Below are 17,639 nucleotides of genomic sequence, written 5' to 3' on the forward strand. Positions count from 1 at the left end.
TTGTTAGGTTTATTTGTTGTGCAATTTTTTAAAATTTTTGAAATCAAGTTTAACCCATCGATTTATTTTTTGTTTCGAGAGTATTTTTTTCATATCAAGTTAACAAAACCCTATTTTAGTTATCATTTTAATTATAGAAATATTTCAAGATATATGCAACAAATTTCAAGAAAAAAGAAGTTTCTAAATACCTTTTATTTAATTTTCATAATTTTAATGAGTATTTTTTTCTTGTTAAATTTTTTTTATATTTTTTTGTAATTTTATTTTTCATTTCAAAAATTTATCTTTTGACAAATTAATGTTTTCGTGATAACATTAACTTGTACAGAGTTAATAAGGACACTGTTTAGAAGTTTTCAATAATTCACTTAATATTTTAAATTTCATTTTTGATTTTATATTTTTAAAATTTGAATCGTTATATTCTGACAATTAATATGTAAAACAAGCTTTAGGTTCAAAAATAAGCAATAGGAAAATCCTATTGCTCTTTTTTTACTTTTGGATTATATTTTATATTAATAAAATTTTATTATTTCATTGTTTAGTAGCGTTATCCTCTTAAATAACAGTTCAAATCCTTTTATAAATAATCCCCACATATCTAGAAGATCTTCTATTAGCATTTTTGAATTAATTTGCTTTTCTTTTGGTTTTAAAGATAATGATATATAGTCATCTTTTTCTTCATTCATTCCCTTTTTTAATATTTGAAGTATTTTTTCATCGACTTTTTTATATTCATATGTGCGAAGTGGTATGAATCCTATTCCTGGATTGCTTCTATGTGTAAATGAATGTCTTATTTCTTCAAAAATATATTTATAACTATCTGGCTTAAAATTTTCACTTAATACTTTTTTTATTAGCGTATATTCATATTCACTTATCCACTCTGGATTATCCAGATTATCTTCATTCATTTTTTTTAATAATCTATTAAAACTTAACTTCTCATAATTTATTTCTATTTCTCTATTAAATAGTTCCATTATTAAATACGCTAATTTTTCTCTTATTGAATATAAATCATATATAACTAGTTTAAAATATCTTTCTCTTGATGTAATTACATAGGAGGATAATTTTTTGTCTGAATAATATATTTTTTCATATGAAAGCAAGTATAATAATTCTTCCACTATAATTCCTATAAAATACTCTATTTCTATAAGCCATTCATTTATATTAGCCGTATATTTTCTATTTTTTAAAACCTCATTTGTAGGAACTTCTATAATTCCTAGCTCTTTCGTTTCAAACTCTAAATTTGGTACTTTTTTATTTTTAATATTATTTTCCATAATTTCATACACTCTATATTGTATATTAATATAAATTTCTTTATCAAAAATACTATCCATTCTTTACACTCTTTTCTTTTAAAATTTAAAAGGAACCAGGCGATTCTCTGATTCCTTAATATATACTATTTAATTGAATTCTATTTCTCCATCTTTTATAGCCTTTACAGAAACAAGAGATTCTATTCTTATTCCATTTGCTTCTAGTATTGGTCTACCTTCCTGATATGCTTTTTCTATTACTATTCCTACACCTTCTAATACTGCTCCAGCCTGTTCTATAATGTCTTTTAATCCCATTACAGCTCCACCTTTAGCTAGAAAATCGTCTATTATTATAACTCTATCTCCTTTATTTAGGTACTGTTTATTTATTCTTACAGAGTATTCTTTCTGTTTAGTGTATGAATATACTGAAGTTTCATATACATCTGTATCCATATTATTAGACATTGTTTTCTTTGCGAATACAACTGGAACATTATTAAAGTACTGAGATGCTATAGATGCTATTGCTATTCCTGAAGCTTCTATTGTAACTATTTTATCTATTTTTTCTATATCTTTAAATCTTTCTGCGAATTCTTTTCCTATTTCATTAAGAAGGTTTATATCTAACTGATGATTAAGGAATGCTCCAACCTGTATTATGTCAGTTCCTTTTGCTCCACCTTCATTTAATATTTTATTTTTTAATAATTCCATACTTCTTACCTCCATTTTTATAATTTTATATTTTTTTAATATAAATATTTTTTTATCCGTTTAATTTATATAATATTAAATTATATATTATTGATAGAAAATCTTCAATAAATATTATAAATTTATGCGAATATTTTCTTGATTAAAGCAATAATTGTTCTTATAAATATTGACTATTTTTCGTTTTAATGTTAAACTTTAAAGAAATAATTATTATCTAAATCAATTTATAAAAGATACAGCTTTGGTAGTTCCATGCAAGTGTCTTTTTTTGACTTATAACAAAAAAATATATTTACATTTATAAAAATTATATAAGGAGTGACTTAAGAAATGGCATATTATTTTGAAACACCATCTCATACTTTTAGTGAATACCTACTAGTACCAGGATATTCTTCAGCTAATTGTATACCTGCTAATGTTAGTTTAAAAACACCATTAGTAAAATTTAGAAAAGGTGAAGAAGAATCACCAATATCAATGAACATACCTATGACTTCTGCTATAATGCAGGCAGTTTCTGATGACAACATGGCAATAGCACTTGCTAAAGAGGGTGGTATATCTTTCATATACGGTTCTCAGACTATAGAAAATCAGGCTGCTATGGTAGCTAGAGTTAAATCTTACAAAGCTGGTTTTGTAGAAAGTGATTCTAACCTTACTCCAGACAGCACATTAGCTGATATACTTGAATTAAAAGAAAAAACTGGACATTCTACAGTTGCTATAACTGATGATGGAACAGCTCACGGTAAATTATTAGGTATAGTTGCTAGCCGTGACTACAGAGTTAGTAGAATGGACTTAGATACAAAAGTATCTGAATTCATGACTCCATTAGATCAGATAGTTTCTGCACCTAAAGATGTTACATTAAAAGAAGCTAACAACATAATATGGGATAACAAATTAAATTCTCTTCCAGTTGTTGACGATGAAGGAAAATTAGTTTACATAGTATTCAGAAAAGACTACGCTTCTCACAAAGAAAATCCCCTTGAATTATTAGATGATTCTAAGAGATATGTTGTTGGTGCTGGTATAAACACTAGAGACTACGCAGAAAGAGTTCCTGCTCTTGTTGAAGCTGGTGTAGACGTATTATGTATAGACTCTTCTGAAGGTTTCTCTGAATGGCAGAAACTTACAATAGATTGGATAAGAGAACACTACGGTGATACTGTTAAAGTTGGTGCTGGTAACGTTGTTGACGAAGAAGGATTTAGATTCCTTGCAGAAGCTGGTGCAGACTTCATAAAAATCGGTATCGGTGGTGGTTCTATATGTATAACAAGAGAACAGAAAGGTATCGGTAGAGGACAGGCTACTTCAGTTATAGAAGTTGCAGCTGCTAGAGATAAATACTTTGAAGAAACTGGTGTTTATATACCAATATGTTCAGATGGTGGTATAGTTTACGATCATCATATAACATTAGCACTTGCTATGGGTTCTGACTTCGTTATGCTTGGTAGATACTTCTCTAGATTCGATGAATCTCCAACAAACAAAGTTAATATAAACGGAAGCTACATGAAGGAATACTGGGGTGAAGGTTCTGCAAGAGCTAGAAACTGGCAGAGATACGACCTTGGTGGAGATAAAAAACTTTCATTTGAAGAAGGTGTTGACTCATATGTGCCATATGCTGGTTCATTAAAAGACAACGTAAATGCTTCTTTAGCTAAAGTTAGATCTACTATGTGTAACTGTGGTGCTCTTAGCATACCAGAATTACAGAAAAACGCTAAATTAACTCTAGTTTCTGCTACAAGTATAGTAGAAGGTGGAGCACACGACGTTTTACTAAAAGACAATAGAAACTTATAATATGTAATTGAATATAGAGATAATTTAGGAGTAGAGAAATCTACTCCTTTTTCTTTACTTTATTTTTCATTACATTTAATTCTTTAGAATAGGGTAATCTTCATATACATATTATCAAAAAATATTCTGTTTAATTGTAATAAAAAAGAGGCTATCACAGTAATCTGTAATAACCTCTTCATAATCCAGTTTTTATCTAAGAATATTATTTTTATTTATCGATATTATGCTATGAAACCAGCTTCTTTAAGATGTGCTGCAGCTTCTTCACCTTTAGCTTCATTTACTAAAACTATTGGTCCAGTACATCCCATTCCACTTTCTGCATATATACCTTTTTTCCATAATGTTTCAACAGCATCATCAAGTTCCATTATATCTACACCAGCTATCTGATGAGTTACAACTTCTTTGTCTGGCATTTTAACTTCTTCAGCTTCACCTTTGTCTTCTTTTTTAGCGTTAAGAGAAGCTATTATGTTATCTAAGCCAGCTTTTTTAGCGTCTGCATATTCATTTCTTGCAACGTCACTTACATTACCAAGAACAGCTTCGTATGCATATTTTAATGCATTAGCAACAACAGGAGATCCTGACGCTCTAGAAACTATGAATATTTTTCTATCGTAGTCTTCACCTACACCAGGTCCGTATCCGAATCCCTGAGATTCGAAATCTCCACCAGTTGTGAATGAAGAGAATACTTTCATTAATAGGTTTCCTGTTAATGTATCAGTAACCATTACATCTGGAGTACCTGCAAGAAGGTCATTACCTCTCATTACACATCCTCCGTCAGCTCTCATAGATTCAGCAAATTCTATTCCGTATCCGTTAGACTGTAATTCTTTTAAGAATTTTTCTACCTGTCTAGCTCCATCAACGTTTAATATACCTACTTTAGGATTTTCTATACCTATTGATTTAGCTGCAGATATTCCGTATACAGCATTTCTTATCATTGCTTCTATTCTGTTAGTTGCACTTGTTCCTGTAGTAGTAGCAAGTATCATTTCTTTACCTCTACCTGGAGTAAGTACTCTACCAACTGTAGAAACACCTATTGGGAAATTATAGTGCATAGTTACACATGCATCTATGTATTTGCTGTCTAGAAGTTCTTCCATTTTTTTATGCATTTCAGATTCTTCGTTTACTTCAACTATTTCAAGATCAGTATCAACTTTTGGTCCTATTAAAACTATATCAAATAATTTTGATTTAGCTAATTCAGCACCTTTAACTAAGTTTTCTACACCGTGTTCACTTCCAAGAGTTGTTAAACCTATTCTTACTTTAGGTCCGAAGTCTCCACTTTCTATTGCATTAGCTACTTCTAGGAATACATCTGCTATTATATTTTTTGATGACATAATTTCACCCCTATTCCTGCACCATATCTAATGCCATTTTTTTCATTGTTTCAGCTATTATTTTTTTGATTTCATCTTTAGAAACACCAGCTGCTTCTTCTTCTACACCGTTATTTCTTTCAACAACTACAGATACACCGTCGAATAAGTTAGTCATTCTTCCTAAGAATAAACTTCCTTTACCAACTATCATAGCTCTGTTTTTGTCACCAGTTGTTAAGTCATCTATCATAAATCCTATGTAAGGAACTCCTGATGGTATATGACCCTGAGTTGGAGCCCAACCTGGTAAACCGTGTCCAGCTATAAAGTTTTTAAGTTCTTTCTTTTCTAAGTCTCCACGTTTAACAGCAAGAGCACCTATCATTTTGTAGTTTGCTTCTGGTACGTTACCTGCACCAGCTGGTTTTGTTATATCTGGGTTCTGCATTTCTACAGAGAATACATCAACATCAGTTATTTTTAAGTTACCTTTATCTAATCCTTCTGCTATTAAAGCACCCATAACAGCCTGAGGAGCTGATCCTGTAGCAACAGTATGGTTACCAACTAAGTCAGTTCTTATAACTGGGCTAACACCGTCATTTTCAGATACTAGTACTGCAAATCCTCCAACAACGTCTTCTAATACTGGAAGACCTTTTTTAACATGGTCTTTAGCATTCATACCTAATTTAGCAGTTGCTCCACCAGCTACTACCATTACATTTTTGTATATTCCAGCTTTTACAAGAGCTGCTGCATGTATTAATGCATGAGTAGGTCCTGCACAGAATCCTCTTGTATCTGATCCTGTTGCATTCTGTATTCCAGCTATTTCAGCTATAGATTTTGCGAAGTTTCCTCCACCTCTCTGGTTTATATCTCCACAAGCTTCTTCAGAACATTCTATAACGTATCCTATTTCATTTCTATCTACTGAAGAATGTCTTAACATATGTAAAGCTGCTAACACACCTGATGCTTTAACAACTAAGTTTTCGAACATTGTATGAGCATTTAAGTTAACGTCAACATCATGAGCTGCTCTAACATAACCAACCATTTTACCTTCATGCATTAAAACTTCTGCTGCATGAGAAGCTATTAATTCTTCTGCATTTGATATATCACAAGCTTTTAATTTATCCATAAATGGTGCTAATTCTGGGTAGTTAGCTTCTATTTTAGGTTTTACTTCTGAAACGAATTCTTCTGATAATTCAACTAAGTCGAATACGTCACATATCTGCATTAAAGCTATAAATTCGTCCTGAGGCATTATTTCACCCATTTTACCTTCTCTTGTTCCTTCAACTTTTGTTTCACACCAAGGTAAAGGCATATCATTTAATTCTTCTGGTCTATGGTTTCCTATGTAAACCTGGTTTGGCATATAGTTAACTACATCTTCGTAGCTTCTTATATGGCTTCCTACTTCTTTTAGGAAATCAGAATCTGGATTTGTAGCTCTTTCTACTACACATGTACTACCATTCTGTACTATCATATCTGGTGTATGAACTAGTACATATCCTGCACTTTTAAATACTGGAAAAGTCATTTTTCGGCACCCCCGCGATTTTATTGTTTGTTTATGATAAAAATTTTATTTATAATTAATAAAATTAATTATTTTCAAAATCATTAAAGCAAATTTTTTTGCTTTATTCTAAGATAACTTCAAATAATTTTATCTCTAGATCTAATACATTTTATAATATGTAAATCATAATCATATATAAATAATTTAAAAATAAAAAAATCTTAATATAATTCTCTTAATATTATTATAGATTCCGCAGATGCCCGAAAGCATCCACGAAATCTATTGTTTCAAAGTATTATTAGCTTTTATAGACTAGTCTTCGAATACTGTCTGTCCATCAACTTCTACAGTTAATGCGTGTAATGCTTTTTCTACTAATCTTCTTCTTAAAGATTTTTCTTCAGCTGGATCTAAAGCTGGATTTCCTAAAGGATGAGGTATAGCTATTGTAGGAACTATTCTATTTGCTCCAACAGTTAAAGATATTGGAACTACTGTACACATGTGTACTACTGGTAGTCCAGCTCTTTCTATTTCTTTTACCATAGTTGCACCGCAACGAGTACAAGTACCTCAAGTAGATGTTAGTATAACTGCATCTACACCAGCTTCAACTAGTTTTTTAGCATATTCAGCTGCGAATTTTTTAGAACTTGCAACTGCAGTACCATTACCAACTGTTGAGTAGAAGTAGTTGTGTAATTTTCCTATTACGCCTTCTTTTTCAAGATCTCTTAAAACGTCTACTGGTAAAACTCTATCAGCATCTTCATTAGCATATACTGGGTCGAATCCACCGTGAGCTGTTTCATAAGTTTCTTCTGTAAGGTCCATTACTCCTTCTATTGAGTATTCACCGTATTTAGAAGCTGAAGAAGATTCTATTCTATCTGGGTTTCCTTTTGGAACTATACCACCAGAAGTAACTAATGCTATTGTAGCTTTAGATAAATCTTTTACAGCTGGGTTAGGATCTACTCTATCGAAGTCAGGCATTGGATATTCAGTTACGAATTCTTCACCTTTTATTTTCTTGATAAGCATATCAACTGCTCTCTTAGATCCTCTATCTTCTGCGAAGTAGTTAACTCTTACTCCTCTAGCTATGTATCCTTCTTCAGCTGGAGATCCTATTTCTTCTCCGTTAGCTAATTTTTTAGCTAATTTAGCCATTTTAGGAAGTGCTTTTCTCATTCCTGCTGCAGAGTCAGAAGTTTCTATTATATATAGATCTTTCTTGAACATATCTGCACCTGGGTTTTCTACATACATACCTGTTAAACAAGGTATATTTAAAGCTTCTTTAACAACTTTTGTTATAGTACCTGCTGCAACACCGTATCTACCAGCATTGAATGCAGGACCAGCTATGAATAAGTCTGGTTCAAAACCTTTTATTAATTCAAGTACTTCTGCACTTGCTTCATCCATATTTTCACCGAAGTAACTGTCACCACAAACAACTGTAGCAACTATTTCTATATCTTCACCTAATTTACTATTAAGCTGTACGCTTATAGGAGGTAAAGTTTCTGCCACGTGTGGCTTAGTATCGGCTTTTTCTTCTCCACCTATTCCGGCGAAGAACTGGTTTACATAATGAACTGCTTTTATTGCCATTTCATCGTCCTCCTAGAATTAATTGTATTTACAATATTCGTCTCTTATTTCTTTCATTTCGTCAGCTATTTCGTCTACATCAAGAACCATTTCCATCATTCCAACCTGTTCTTCGTAAACTTCTTCGTCGAATAATTCTTTAACTTCTTCTTCAACAACGTGGTATACTGCTAATCCTAATTCAACACCTGCTAAAGGTCCAGCAAAAGTAGGGTCTCCTGCTGTAACTGTTTCTGCTGCAAGACCTGCAGCTTCGGCTTCAGCGGCACCTAGTAATATCACAAGATTTTCAGCTCCGAATTTATCGGCAGCATCTTTAACTCTCTTCTGATTTTCTAAGTCCATAGCCCCAGCAGCTGTTCAGACGAAACATTCTGTTGCTGAGAATATAACTTCTGCGCTGTCAACTGTTTTAACACATTCTTCTATTGCAGGTCCTGGCACACCATCACGGTCGCCTATTATCATGACCTTTTTATTTTCAAGTACGCTCATAATAGTCCTCCTAATTAAATTTTTCTTTATTATTTTTTATATTTTTATTATTATTTTACAGTCTATACTGTAAAGTTGATTTTAAATTTAGATATTGATTAATATCCTTTTGCAGTTAAATATCCGAAACCAGTTTCGTTAGTAGCACCAGTTATAGCCTGTATTTCTACTTCTATAGTTCCGTCTGGTCTTAATGCTCCAGCAGCTCCACCTGCTATTACATCAACTGCTTCTATATGTCCTATAACTCTATCAAGTTTAGGTAAGTTTATAACCTGGTTAGCATTTCCTCCAGTTACAACAGCATTTGCTCTAACGTCTGCATCTGCTAATGACTGAGAAGCACCATCTCTACCAGCATATTCATCTGTTACTATAACAGTTTTAACACCCTGCATTTCTATTTTTTTACAGTTCATTATTAAGTCTGTATCAGGGTTACCGAAACCTTCCTGAGATACTATAACAGCATCTAATCCAAGGTATTTACATAATTTTGAAGACCAGTTTGAAGATCTTTCTTTGTCAGCTAAGTAAACATTTTCATTAGTTATTATAACACCCATGAAGTTTATTTCTTTTCCGTGCTGAGCATATAATTCTTCTATTACACCATTGTTCATGTGTACATAACTTGGGTTTTTATCACATGCAGAAACACAGTTACCACTTACTATAGCAGTATCAAGTACTTCTGTTGGGTAAAGTATTGTTGGAACTATCTGTTTAGCATCTACACCGTATACGTAAGTATCGTGTAATAGTCCCTGAGTCTGAAGCATGTAAACATATCCAACTTTTGGTAGTTCTGGATATTCTGCAGCCTGTTCGAATAATGGTTTAGTTTCATATACAGATACTTCATCAGGAGTAAGTTCTTTAGCAACTTTTCCTAAGTAAGCAGCAGCTTTGAATCCTATCATTCTAACAGCTTTTTCATGATCATGCTGTTTTAAACCATCTACTGGTTCAGCTATAACAACAACGTTGTTTAATTTTGAGAATGGAGTATATTTAGCTCCTTCTCCTGTCATGTCTACTATACCTTCCTGGAAACCAACTATTTTACCAGTTGTAACTACAGCAACACCTTTTAATGCATGAGTTCTACCTTCACCAACTGTATCAACTTTAGATATGATACCTGGGAACACTCCACCGTTACCTTCTACCTTAACTCTTGGTTCGATAACATCTTTAACTGGTGTTATTCTTATGCTTTCACCTGGGTGAGCTAATTCTATATCTATTGATTTGATATGTTCATCTCCACCTATTTCCTGTAGCATCTCTTCTTTGTTTACGAATAAAACACCATCTTTAACTTCAGTTTTTTCACCAAACTGAACATCTTTTATAAAGATTTTTCCTAATTCAAGACGCATAACGCACCTCCCATAAATTTTTGTATAAAATTAACCTTTTAAAATAATTTAATTAAAAGCTAATAATAGGCTCTTAAACGTATTTTTTTATCATAGCTTCTATGTTAGCTATTGTTGCATCATCTTTAGTAACTTCGTCTATTTTTTCTCCATCTTTGTAAACTGCTAATGTTGGAAGTCCTAAAACTTTCTGTTTTATAGCAAGTCTTCTTGCTTTTGTTATATCCATTTCACAGAATTTCATTCCTGCAGCGTATTTTTCAGCTAATTCATGTACTTCTGGCATTAAAGCTTTACATGGTTCACATCCCTGACTCCAGTAATCTACGAATACGTATCCTTCTGCTTCTAATACTTCTGTTGCGAATGTATCTTTGTCTAATGCTAACATCATTTTTTTGTTCCTCCAATTTTTTATTTATTTTACCTGGAAGCCAAATGGCTTCCAGATTATATGCTTTTTATATTTTTTAGTTTAATAGTTTTTACTGATTATTCAGCAAAGTGTTCTTCTATATATTTTTCAGCCTGAGTTGCTGCTATTGCACCATCAGCTGTTGCAGTTACAACCTGTCTTAAAGGTTTCTGTCTACAGTCACCAGCTGCAAATACACCTGGTATGTTAGTTCTCATGTGGTCGTCAGTTAATAAGTAGTTCTGTTCGTCCATATCTAATATACCTTTGTATAAATCAGTCTGAGCTATAACACCTATGAATACGAATACACCCATTGTTCCGTCTTCTTCATCAGCGAAATATTCATGAGTTTCTCCAGTAACTGTGTTTTTGAATACTACAGATTGTAGTATTCCGTCACCTTTTATTTCTTCAACTACTGTATCTAGTAAGAATTCTATTTTAGGGTTCTTTCTAGCTTTTTCTTCTATACTCTTAGCACATCTGAATCCCTGTCTTCTGTGAACTATTGTAACTTTTCTAGCGAATTTAGTTAAGTACATAGCTTCTTCTAAAGCACTGTCTCCTCCACCAACTACGAATACTTCGAAATCTTCAAAGAAGTCAGCGTCACAAGTTGCACAGTAAGAAACACCTTTACCAGTGAATTCTGCTTCTCCTGGGCATCCTATTTTTCTTGGGCTAGCACCAGCTGCAACTATAACAGCTTTAGCTCTATATTCTGTACCACTTTCACATTTTAATACTTTTATATCTCCTTCAAGTTGAACTTCAACTACACCATCTCTTTTTATTTCAGCACCGAATTCATCACACTGCTGAACCATTCTAGCTGTTAAAGATGGACCACTTGCATTTTCAACAGATCCAGGATAGTTTGCAACTTCGTGAGTTATAACTATCTGTCCACCGTTTTTAGTTTTTTCTAATATTAGAGTTTTCATTTTAGCTCTAGCTCCATATATTCCTGCAGCTAGTCCAGCTGGTCCTCCACCGATTATGACTATGTCATATAAATTTTCCATTTCGTCATCCTCCTGATTGAAATATAAATCTTTTTATTAATTTAAAATTCAAAATTTAAAACAATATTATATTTTTGAATAGTAATTACTAGTACAATACTTCGAAAAATGTTTTCCTATCGCACAAATACATTTGTAAATGTTTTCCACAAAGATAAATATAATACTATTCTTTTAATACTCATACTGGATTCTTGAGATTGTATTAGTCATTATATCTAAATCTATAACTCTAAAATCATCCATTACTCTTTCTATCCAGTTAGGAGTTTTCTTGTCATTTTGGAATTTAGAAGCTGTATTTATTGCATCTTCTATTAGTTCCACTGACTGATAATCTAATCCTTCTCCTTCAGCCATTATAACTGTTCTATAAGGAGTTTCATTAGGTTTTACACTTCCATAAAGTGGGTGTGAAAGTAGTTTACATCCTTTATGAATATATTTTCTACATTCTTCAAGAACACCTATGTAAGATGTATCAATAAGTCTTACATCCTTTTCAGGAAAACTTTCTTTTATTTTAGAATTATTTGTTACTATAAACATCTTTACACTCTCTTTCATCCTAGAAACTTTAAACAAAAAAACAGAGAAAACAAATCTCCCAATTTGTCTTCCCTGTCAAAATTCATCTTCAGAGATCTGTCCGCAATATAGTATATTCACCTGAGAATTTCACATTTACTATCGGGAAATAGTAAACATTTGTACCTTCGGTCCCCATTTAAGGAAGTCTCCTATACGCTTCATCCAGAAATATAAACTTTTTATTTTTGTCTGTCTCTATATTTGTTAAGTTAAGTATATAAATTTTCGATACAAATATCAAGTCTTTTTTTTATTTTTTTTTCTATTATTTTTTCAAATGTTTTTCACATATTTTTCTAACAACTCATAAAAGTTAGTTATATACTTAACTTTAGCTACTTACATCTTTGATTTTTCATTAAAGTTGTTAGTCATATTTTTTTATTTTTTGGCTATTTTTATATATTTTATTTAATTTTCTATATATATTTTTTAATTTATATTGTGTTTTATCTATAGATATTTATTTTATTGATATTTTTTATACTTACAAGATAATGTTTTTTATTATCTATTTATCTATACCTTACCAACACTCCAATTATAGATTTTTTCTATAACTGTATCTAAACACCCTTTTTCAAAAGGTGATTTTAAACCTCCAACTTCAACTGTTTCTACAAAAGATCTCTTACCAGCATTTTTGCAAATATGCATATAATTCTCTAAAACTCTTTCGTACTCATCTTCCATACTAGCCCAAATTTGAAGTGCGCAAACCTCAGCAAGAGCATAATCTATATAATAAAATGGATTCTTAAATATATGACCTTGTTTAAACCACCAGCATCCTTTTTCTAAAAACTCATTTCCATCATAATCCTTCCATGGTGTATATATTTTCTCTAGTCTTCTCCATTCTGAATTTCTTTTCTCTGGAGTAAGTTTTGGATTTTTATATACAATATGCTGAAACTCATCTACCACCATACAATACGGAATTAACCTAACTATAGTTGCCATATGAGTTCTTTTAAATTTATCCTCATCTTCTTTAAAGAATAATTTCATCCAAGGCCAAGTCAAAAGTTCCATAGACATAGAATGTATTTCACAGCAATCTAATGTTGGGAAGTTTATCTCTGGCATGTCTATACTTCTAGACATATAAAGCTGAAATGCGTGACCAGCTTCATGAGTTAATGTATCTACATCATCAAAAGTCTTGTTGAAATTTGAAAAAATAAACGGAGCTTTTATCTCCGGTATATACGTACAGTATCCACCAAATCCTTTAGATTCTTTTGTTTCTAAATCCATAAACTCATTTTCTACCATAAAATCAAAGAATTCACCGGTTTCTTTGGATAATTCATGATACATCTTTGATGCTGCATCTAAAGTTTCATCATAATCTGTTAAAGGTTCCATATTCCAACCTGGGTATTCAATATCATCATCGTAATATTTTAATTCATCTATTCCTAGTCTAACTCTCTTTTGCTTATTAAACTCATCTACTAACGGAATCCATTTTTCTCTAACTTCATCTCTAAATTTAGATACATCAGCTTCCCCATATTCAGTTCTTTTCATTCTTATATATCCTAACTCTACAAAATTATCAAATCCTAACTTTTTAGCAATTCTATTTCTCACTTCTACTAACTCATCAAAATTAGAATTGAATTTGTCTTCAATTGATTTAAAATAATTATAGAATTTTTCTGAAGCCACTTTTCTTTCTTCTCTGTTTTCTGATAACATATATTTATTCATTTGTGATAAGTTATTATACTTGCCATCATAAAATATTTTTGCAGATGCTAATAACTTAGTATACTCAGAACAAAGTTTATTTTCTATTTTTAAATCATCTATTATTTCATCTGAAAATTCCTTTAAACTAAACTCTACAAGTTTATAAAAATGCTTGCCATATTTAGCTTCTATATCTGTTTTAAAGTCTGAATTTACAATAGTTTCATAAAATATCTTATCTATTTTTTTATACTCTGGACCATACTCATCCCAATATCTATTTTCTATAGCTATCTTTTCATCATGAGTATTTATACTATAATTTATAGATGCTAGTGTCTTCATACTCTCTACATGGTTTCTTATTTTATTTATTTCTACTATATTTTTATCAAATTTTTCAAAATTATCACTTTTTTTCATATCATTTATTAATGATATTATTTTTTTATTAATCTCTTTAAAATTTGGTCTTTCATATTTATACTCTGAAAATTTCATTTTACCACCTTTCAAAAAAAGCTGTATAAGAATTATCCTATACAGCTATCTTTTTATATATAAATTATATATTTTTTAAGTTTTTCATACTTATATCAAGTGCTTTTACTGAATGAGTAAGCGCTCCTGAAGATACAACATCAACACCTATTTTACCTATCTCTTCTATATTATCTAATGTAACATTTCCAGAGAATTCTACTATAGCTCTATAATCTATTATCTCTAAAGCTTTTTTAGCAGTTTCTAAGTCCATGTTGTCTAACATTATTATATCTGCTCCAGCTTCCACAGCTTCTTTAACCATATCTAAAGTTTCAACCTCAACTTCTATTTTAGTAACAAAAGATGCGTAGTTTCTAGCTGCTTCTATAGCTTCTTTTACACCACCAGCAGCTCCTATATGGTTATCTTTAAGCATTACAGCATCAGATAAATTCATTCTATGGTTGTTTCCACCACCCATTTTAACAGAATATTTATCTAATATTCTAAGATTAGGTATAGTTTTTCTACTATCTAATAATTTTGTATTACTTCCTTCTAATTTTTCTACAAATTTATTAGTCATAGTTGCTATACCACTCATTCTCTGAAGGTAATTAAGTGCAACTCTTTCTCCCATTAAAAGATTTCTAGTACTTCCTGTAAGTTTAGCTAATAACTGTTTATTCTGTACTTTATCTCCATCTTTTACATAGAATTCTATTTCAACATCTCCAAGTATATCAAATACTCTTTTATATACTCCAAGCCCTGCTATTACTCCATCTGCTTTACATATAAGATCTACTGTAGATCTTGATTCTTCACCAACTACAGAATTAGTACTTATATCTTCATTTGGAATATCTTCTATAAGGGCTTCTCTTATCATCTTATCTACAATCAAATAATTCATAATCGAAATCCTCGCTAATTTTAACTATTTCATCAATAACTTTCATTTTATTTTCTTTCATTAATTCATCTACAGAAACTTCAAGATTTGGAAGTTCTTTAGTAACAAGTTCTGTATCTTTTATATGTGCATTTATATCATTTGCTGCTCTTTTTGAGAATACTAATCCTTCAAGTAATGAGTTACTTGCTAATCTATTAGCACCGTGTACCCCTGTACAACTAACTTCACCTACTGCATATAGATGGTCCATAGTAGTTTTTGAATTAAGATCTACATGGATTCCACCCATAAAGTAATGCTGTGCTGGAGATACTTTTATTAGATCTGTACCTATATTAGTACCTCTTTCTAGGCATCCGTTGTATATAAATGTAAATCTATTTTTTAGATATTCTTCTCCAAGGTGTCTAGCATCTAGATATACATAATCTGTTCCATCTTTTTTCATCTGTTCAAATATCGCATGAGATACAACGTCCCTTGGTAGTAATTCATCTACAAATCTTTCTCCATCTTTATTTTTAAGAAGAGCACCTTCTCCTCTTAAAGATTCAGATATCAGCATTCTTCTTCCATTTGAATTTTCTTCATAGAATGCTGTTGGATGTATCTGTATGTAGTTTAGGTTTTCAACTTCTACTCCATTTTTTAGAGCTATAGCTATACCATCTCCTGTTAAGTGTCTTTGGTTTGTAGAGTTTTTGAATAATCCTCCAATACCTCCACAAGCTAATACTACATCTTTAGCAAATATATGCACTTCTTCTCCATCTTTGAATACTCTAGCTCCGATACATTTGCCATCTTCTGTTATTATATCTAGAAGAGTTGCATCTTCTATCATTTCTATATTGTTTCTAGTAAGTGCTGCTTTATAAAGAGTTTTAAATACTATTTCACCTGTATTATCTTTGCAGTGAACTATTCTATTTACTCTATGAGCACCTTCTCTAGTATAATCTATCTTTCCATCTTCCATATCAAGTGGCATACCATATTCTTCAACTATCTGAGATATATTTTCAATAGACTCTTCAGCTAATACCTGAACAGCCTCTTCTCTATTTTTATATTTTCCCGCTTTCATAGTATCTTCTACAAATGGTTTAATATCCGCTTCATTTAATGCAGTAGATATACCACCTTGAGCAAGATATGTATTATTATTGTCCATAGTTGATTTAGATATTACTGTTACATTTAGTTCTGGATTTAAATTAAGAGCACAGTAAAGTCCAGCTACTCCACTGCCCACAATTAAAACATCTTTTTCTAATTTCATTTTTATCCCTCGATTTTTTATCCCTCTGATAATTTGTGCATATTAAGTAGTGAATTTAAAGCATTAACTCTAACATTTTCTTCTACTATAACTTCATTTTCCATATTTAATAAAGTATTATATAAGTTTTCTAATGTAGTCTTTTTCATATCACCACACTGTATTGCACCATTTCCTCCTGGGAAATAGAATTTTTTATCAGGATTTTTTTTCTGTAGCTCGTATAATATTCCTTCTTCTGTAGCTACTATAAATTCTTTAGCTTCATTTTCTGTAGCATATTTTATTATTCCAGAAGTACTTCCAACAAAATCTCCCATACTTCTTATTTCTTTTCTACATTCTGGATGAACTAATACCTTTGCATTTGGATGAGCTTCTTTTAACTCAGTTACTTCACTTTCTTTTATTCTATCGTGAATTGTACAACATCCATCCCAAAGTATAAATTCTTTTTCTGGGAAGTGTTCAGCTATGTATCCACCTAAGTTTCTATCAGGTAAGAATAATATCTGTTTATTTTCAACATTACCTAGTATTTTTAAAGCACTTGATGATGTAACAGACACATCACAATGAGCTTTAACATCAGCAGTTGAATTTATATAACATACTGTTAATGCTTCTGGATATTTTTCTTTCATTTCTATAACAGCCTTTTCGCTAGCCATATCTGCCATTACACAACCAGCATTCTTCACAGGCATAAGTACAGTTTTTTCTGGTGAAAGTATTTTTGCACTTTCTCCCATAAATTTAACCCCACAGAATACTATAACTTCTTCCTTACAATCTCTAGCTATTTCACTTAAATAATAAGAATCTCCTACTTCGTCTGCTATCGCCTGTATTTCAGGCGGCTGATAGAAATGAGCTAATATTATAGCATTTCTCTCTTTTTTAAGCTCTTTAATTTTGCTTACTAAATTTTCGTTCATGTTATTTGTACACCACTTTCTCGTTATTTT

15 protein-coding genes and 1 riboswitch are annotated in these 17,639 nt (G+C 31.3%); of the genes, 1 reads left to right on the forward strand and 14 read right to left on the reverse strand.

What is annotated here, in order from left to right; translation table 11 throughout:
- Window positions 1-521: 521 nt before the first annotated feature.
- The gene (locus ACK2WN_RS07875; RefSeq protein WP_300529866.1) at window positions 522-1,307 is read right to left on the reverse strand and encodes a hypothetical protein; all 786 of its coding nucleotides are present in this window, start codon (window positions 1,305-1,307) and stop codon (window positions 522-524) included.
- A 129-nt stretch (window positions 1,308-1,436) separates the two neighbouring features.
- Window positions 1,437-2,012 (reverse strand): xanthine phosphoribosyltransferase, encoded by a 576-nt coding sequence (locus tag ACK2WN_RS07880; RefSeq protein WP_416155283.1) that lies wholly within the window; start codon window positions 2,010-2,012, stop codon window positions 1,437-1,439.
- 333 nt (window positions 2,013-2,345) lie between these two features.
- Between ACK2WN_RS07880 and ACK2WN_RS07885 the strand changes: the two genes are divergently transcribed.
- Window positions 2,346-3,848, forward strand: a complete 1,503-nt coding sequence (locus ACK2WN_RS07885; RefSeq protein WP_416155284.1) for an IMP dehydrogenase — start codon at window positions 2,346-2,348, stop codon at window positions 3,846-3,848.
- A gap of 224 nt (window positions 3,849-4,072) precedes the next feature.
- Here the strand turns inward: ACK2WN_RS07885 and grdD are convergent, their stop codons facing one another.
- The 12 genes from grdD to nadA form a co-directional block, all read right to left on the reverse strand.
- Window positions 4,073-5,221, reverse strand: a complete 1,149-nt coding sequence (gene grdD / locus ACK2WN_RS07890) for a glycine/sarcosine/betaine reductase complex component C subunit alpha (RefSeq protein ID WP_300529870.1) — start codon at window positions 5,219-5,221, stop codon at window positions 4,073-4,075.
- Between the two features lie 10 nt (window positions 5,222-5,231).
- The gene (gene grdC, locus ACK2WN_RS07895) at window positions 5,232-6,764 is read right to left on the reverse strand and encodes a glycine/sarcosine/betaine reductase complex component C subunit beta (RefSeq protein WP_300529872.1); all 1,533 of its coding nucleotides are present in this window, start codon (window positions 6,762-6,764) and stop codon (window positions 5,232-5,234) included.
- 297 nt (window positions 6,765-7,061) lie between these two features.
- Window positions 7,062-8,369, reverse strand: coding sequence for a glycine reductase complex selenoprotein B (gene grdB / locus ACK2WN_RS07900; RefSeq protein ID WP_300529874.1), 1,308 nt, complete (start codon window positions 8,367-8,369; stop codon window positions 7,062-7,064).
- Between the two features lie 18 nt (window positions 8,370-8,387).
- Window positions 8,388-8,864: a glycine/sarcosine/betaine reductase complex selenoprotein A gene (grdA, locus tag ACK2WN_RS07905; protein ID WP_300529876.1), complete on the reverse strand. Its 477-nt coding sequence runs from the start codon at window positions 8,862-8,864 to the stop codon at window positions 8,388-8,390.
- 98 nt (window positions 8,865-8,962) lie between these two features.
- Complete coding sequence (locus tag ACK2WN_RS07910) at window positions 8,963-10,249, reverse strand: glycine/sarcosine/betaine reductase component B subunit (RefSeq protein WP_300529878.1); 1,287 nt, start codon at window positions 10,247-10,249, stop codon at window positions 8,963-8,965.
- Window positions 10,250-10,322: 73 nt separating this feature from the next.
- Window positions 10,323-10,640, reverse strand: coding sequence for a thioredoxin TrxA (gene trxA / locus ACK2WN_RS07915; RefSeq protein ID WP_040410274.1), 318 nt, complete (start codon window positions 10,638-10,640; stop codon window positions 10,323-10,325).
- A gap of 101 nt (window positions 10,641-10,741) precedes the next feature.
- Window positions 10,742-11,692, reverse strand: a complete 951-nt coding sequence (gene trxB, locus ACK2WN_RS07920; RefSeq protein ID WP_300529880.1) for a thioredoxin-disulfide reductase — start codon at window positions 11,690-11,692, stop codon at window positions 10,742-10,744.
- 174 nt (window positions 11,693-11,866) lie between these two features.
- Window positions 11,867-12,241, reverse strand: coding sequence for a GrdX family protein (locus ACK2WN_RS07925; RefSeq protein WP_300529882.1), 375 nt, complete (start codon window positions 12,239-12,241; stop codon window positions 11,867-11,869).
- A gap of 98 nt (window positions 12,242-12,339) precedes the next feature.
- Window positions 12,340-12,445: riboswitch (glycine riboswitch) on the reverse strand.
- 357 nt (window positions 12,446-12,802) lie between these two features.
- Window positions 12,803-14,485 (reverse strand): M3 family oligoendopeptidase, encoded by a 1,683-nt coding sequence (locus ACK2WN_RS07930; protein WP_416155285.1) that lies wholly within the window; start codon window positions 14,483-14,485, stop codon window positions 12,803-12,805.
- 64 nt (window positions 14,486-14,549) lie between these two features.
- A complete protein-coding gene (gene nadC, locus ACK2WN_RS07935) occupies window positions 14,550-15,386 on the reverse strand; it encodes a carboxylating nicotinate-nucleotide diphosphorylase (protein WP_416155286.1) in 837 nt (278 codons plus the stop codon).
- Complete coding sequence (locus ACK2WN_RS07940; protein ID WP_300529888.1) at window positions 15,364-16,671, reverse strand: L-aspartate oxidase; 1,308 nt, start codon at window positions 16,669-16,671, stop codon at window positions 15,364-15,366. The genes nadC and ACK2WN_RS07940 overlap by 23 nt, the downstream gene beginning before the upstream one ends.
- A 17-nt stretch (window positions 16,672-16,688) precedes the next feature.
- Window positions 16,689-17,609, reverse strand: coding sequence for a quinolinate synthase NadA (gene nadA, locus ACK2WN_RS07945; RefSeq protein WP_006439075.1), 921 nt, complete (start codon window positions 17,607-17,609; stop codon window positions 16,689-16,691).
- Window positions 17,610-17,639 lie beyond the last annotated feature (30 nt).

This window comes from Peptacetobacter sp. AB800 (assembly GCF_047807365.1).
In the GTDB taxonomy this organism is placed as follows: domain Bacteria; phylum Bacillota; class Clostridia; order Peptostreptococcales; family Peptostreptococcaceae; genus Peptacetobacter.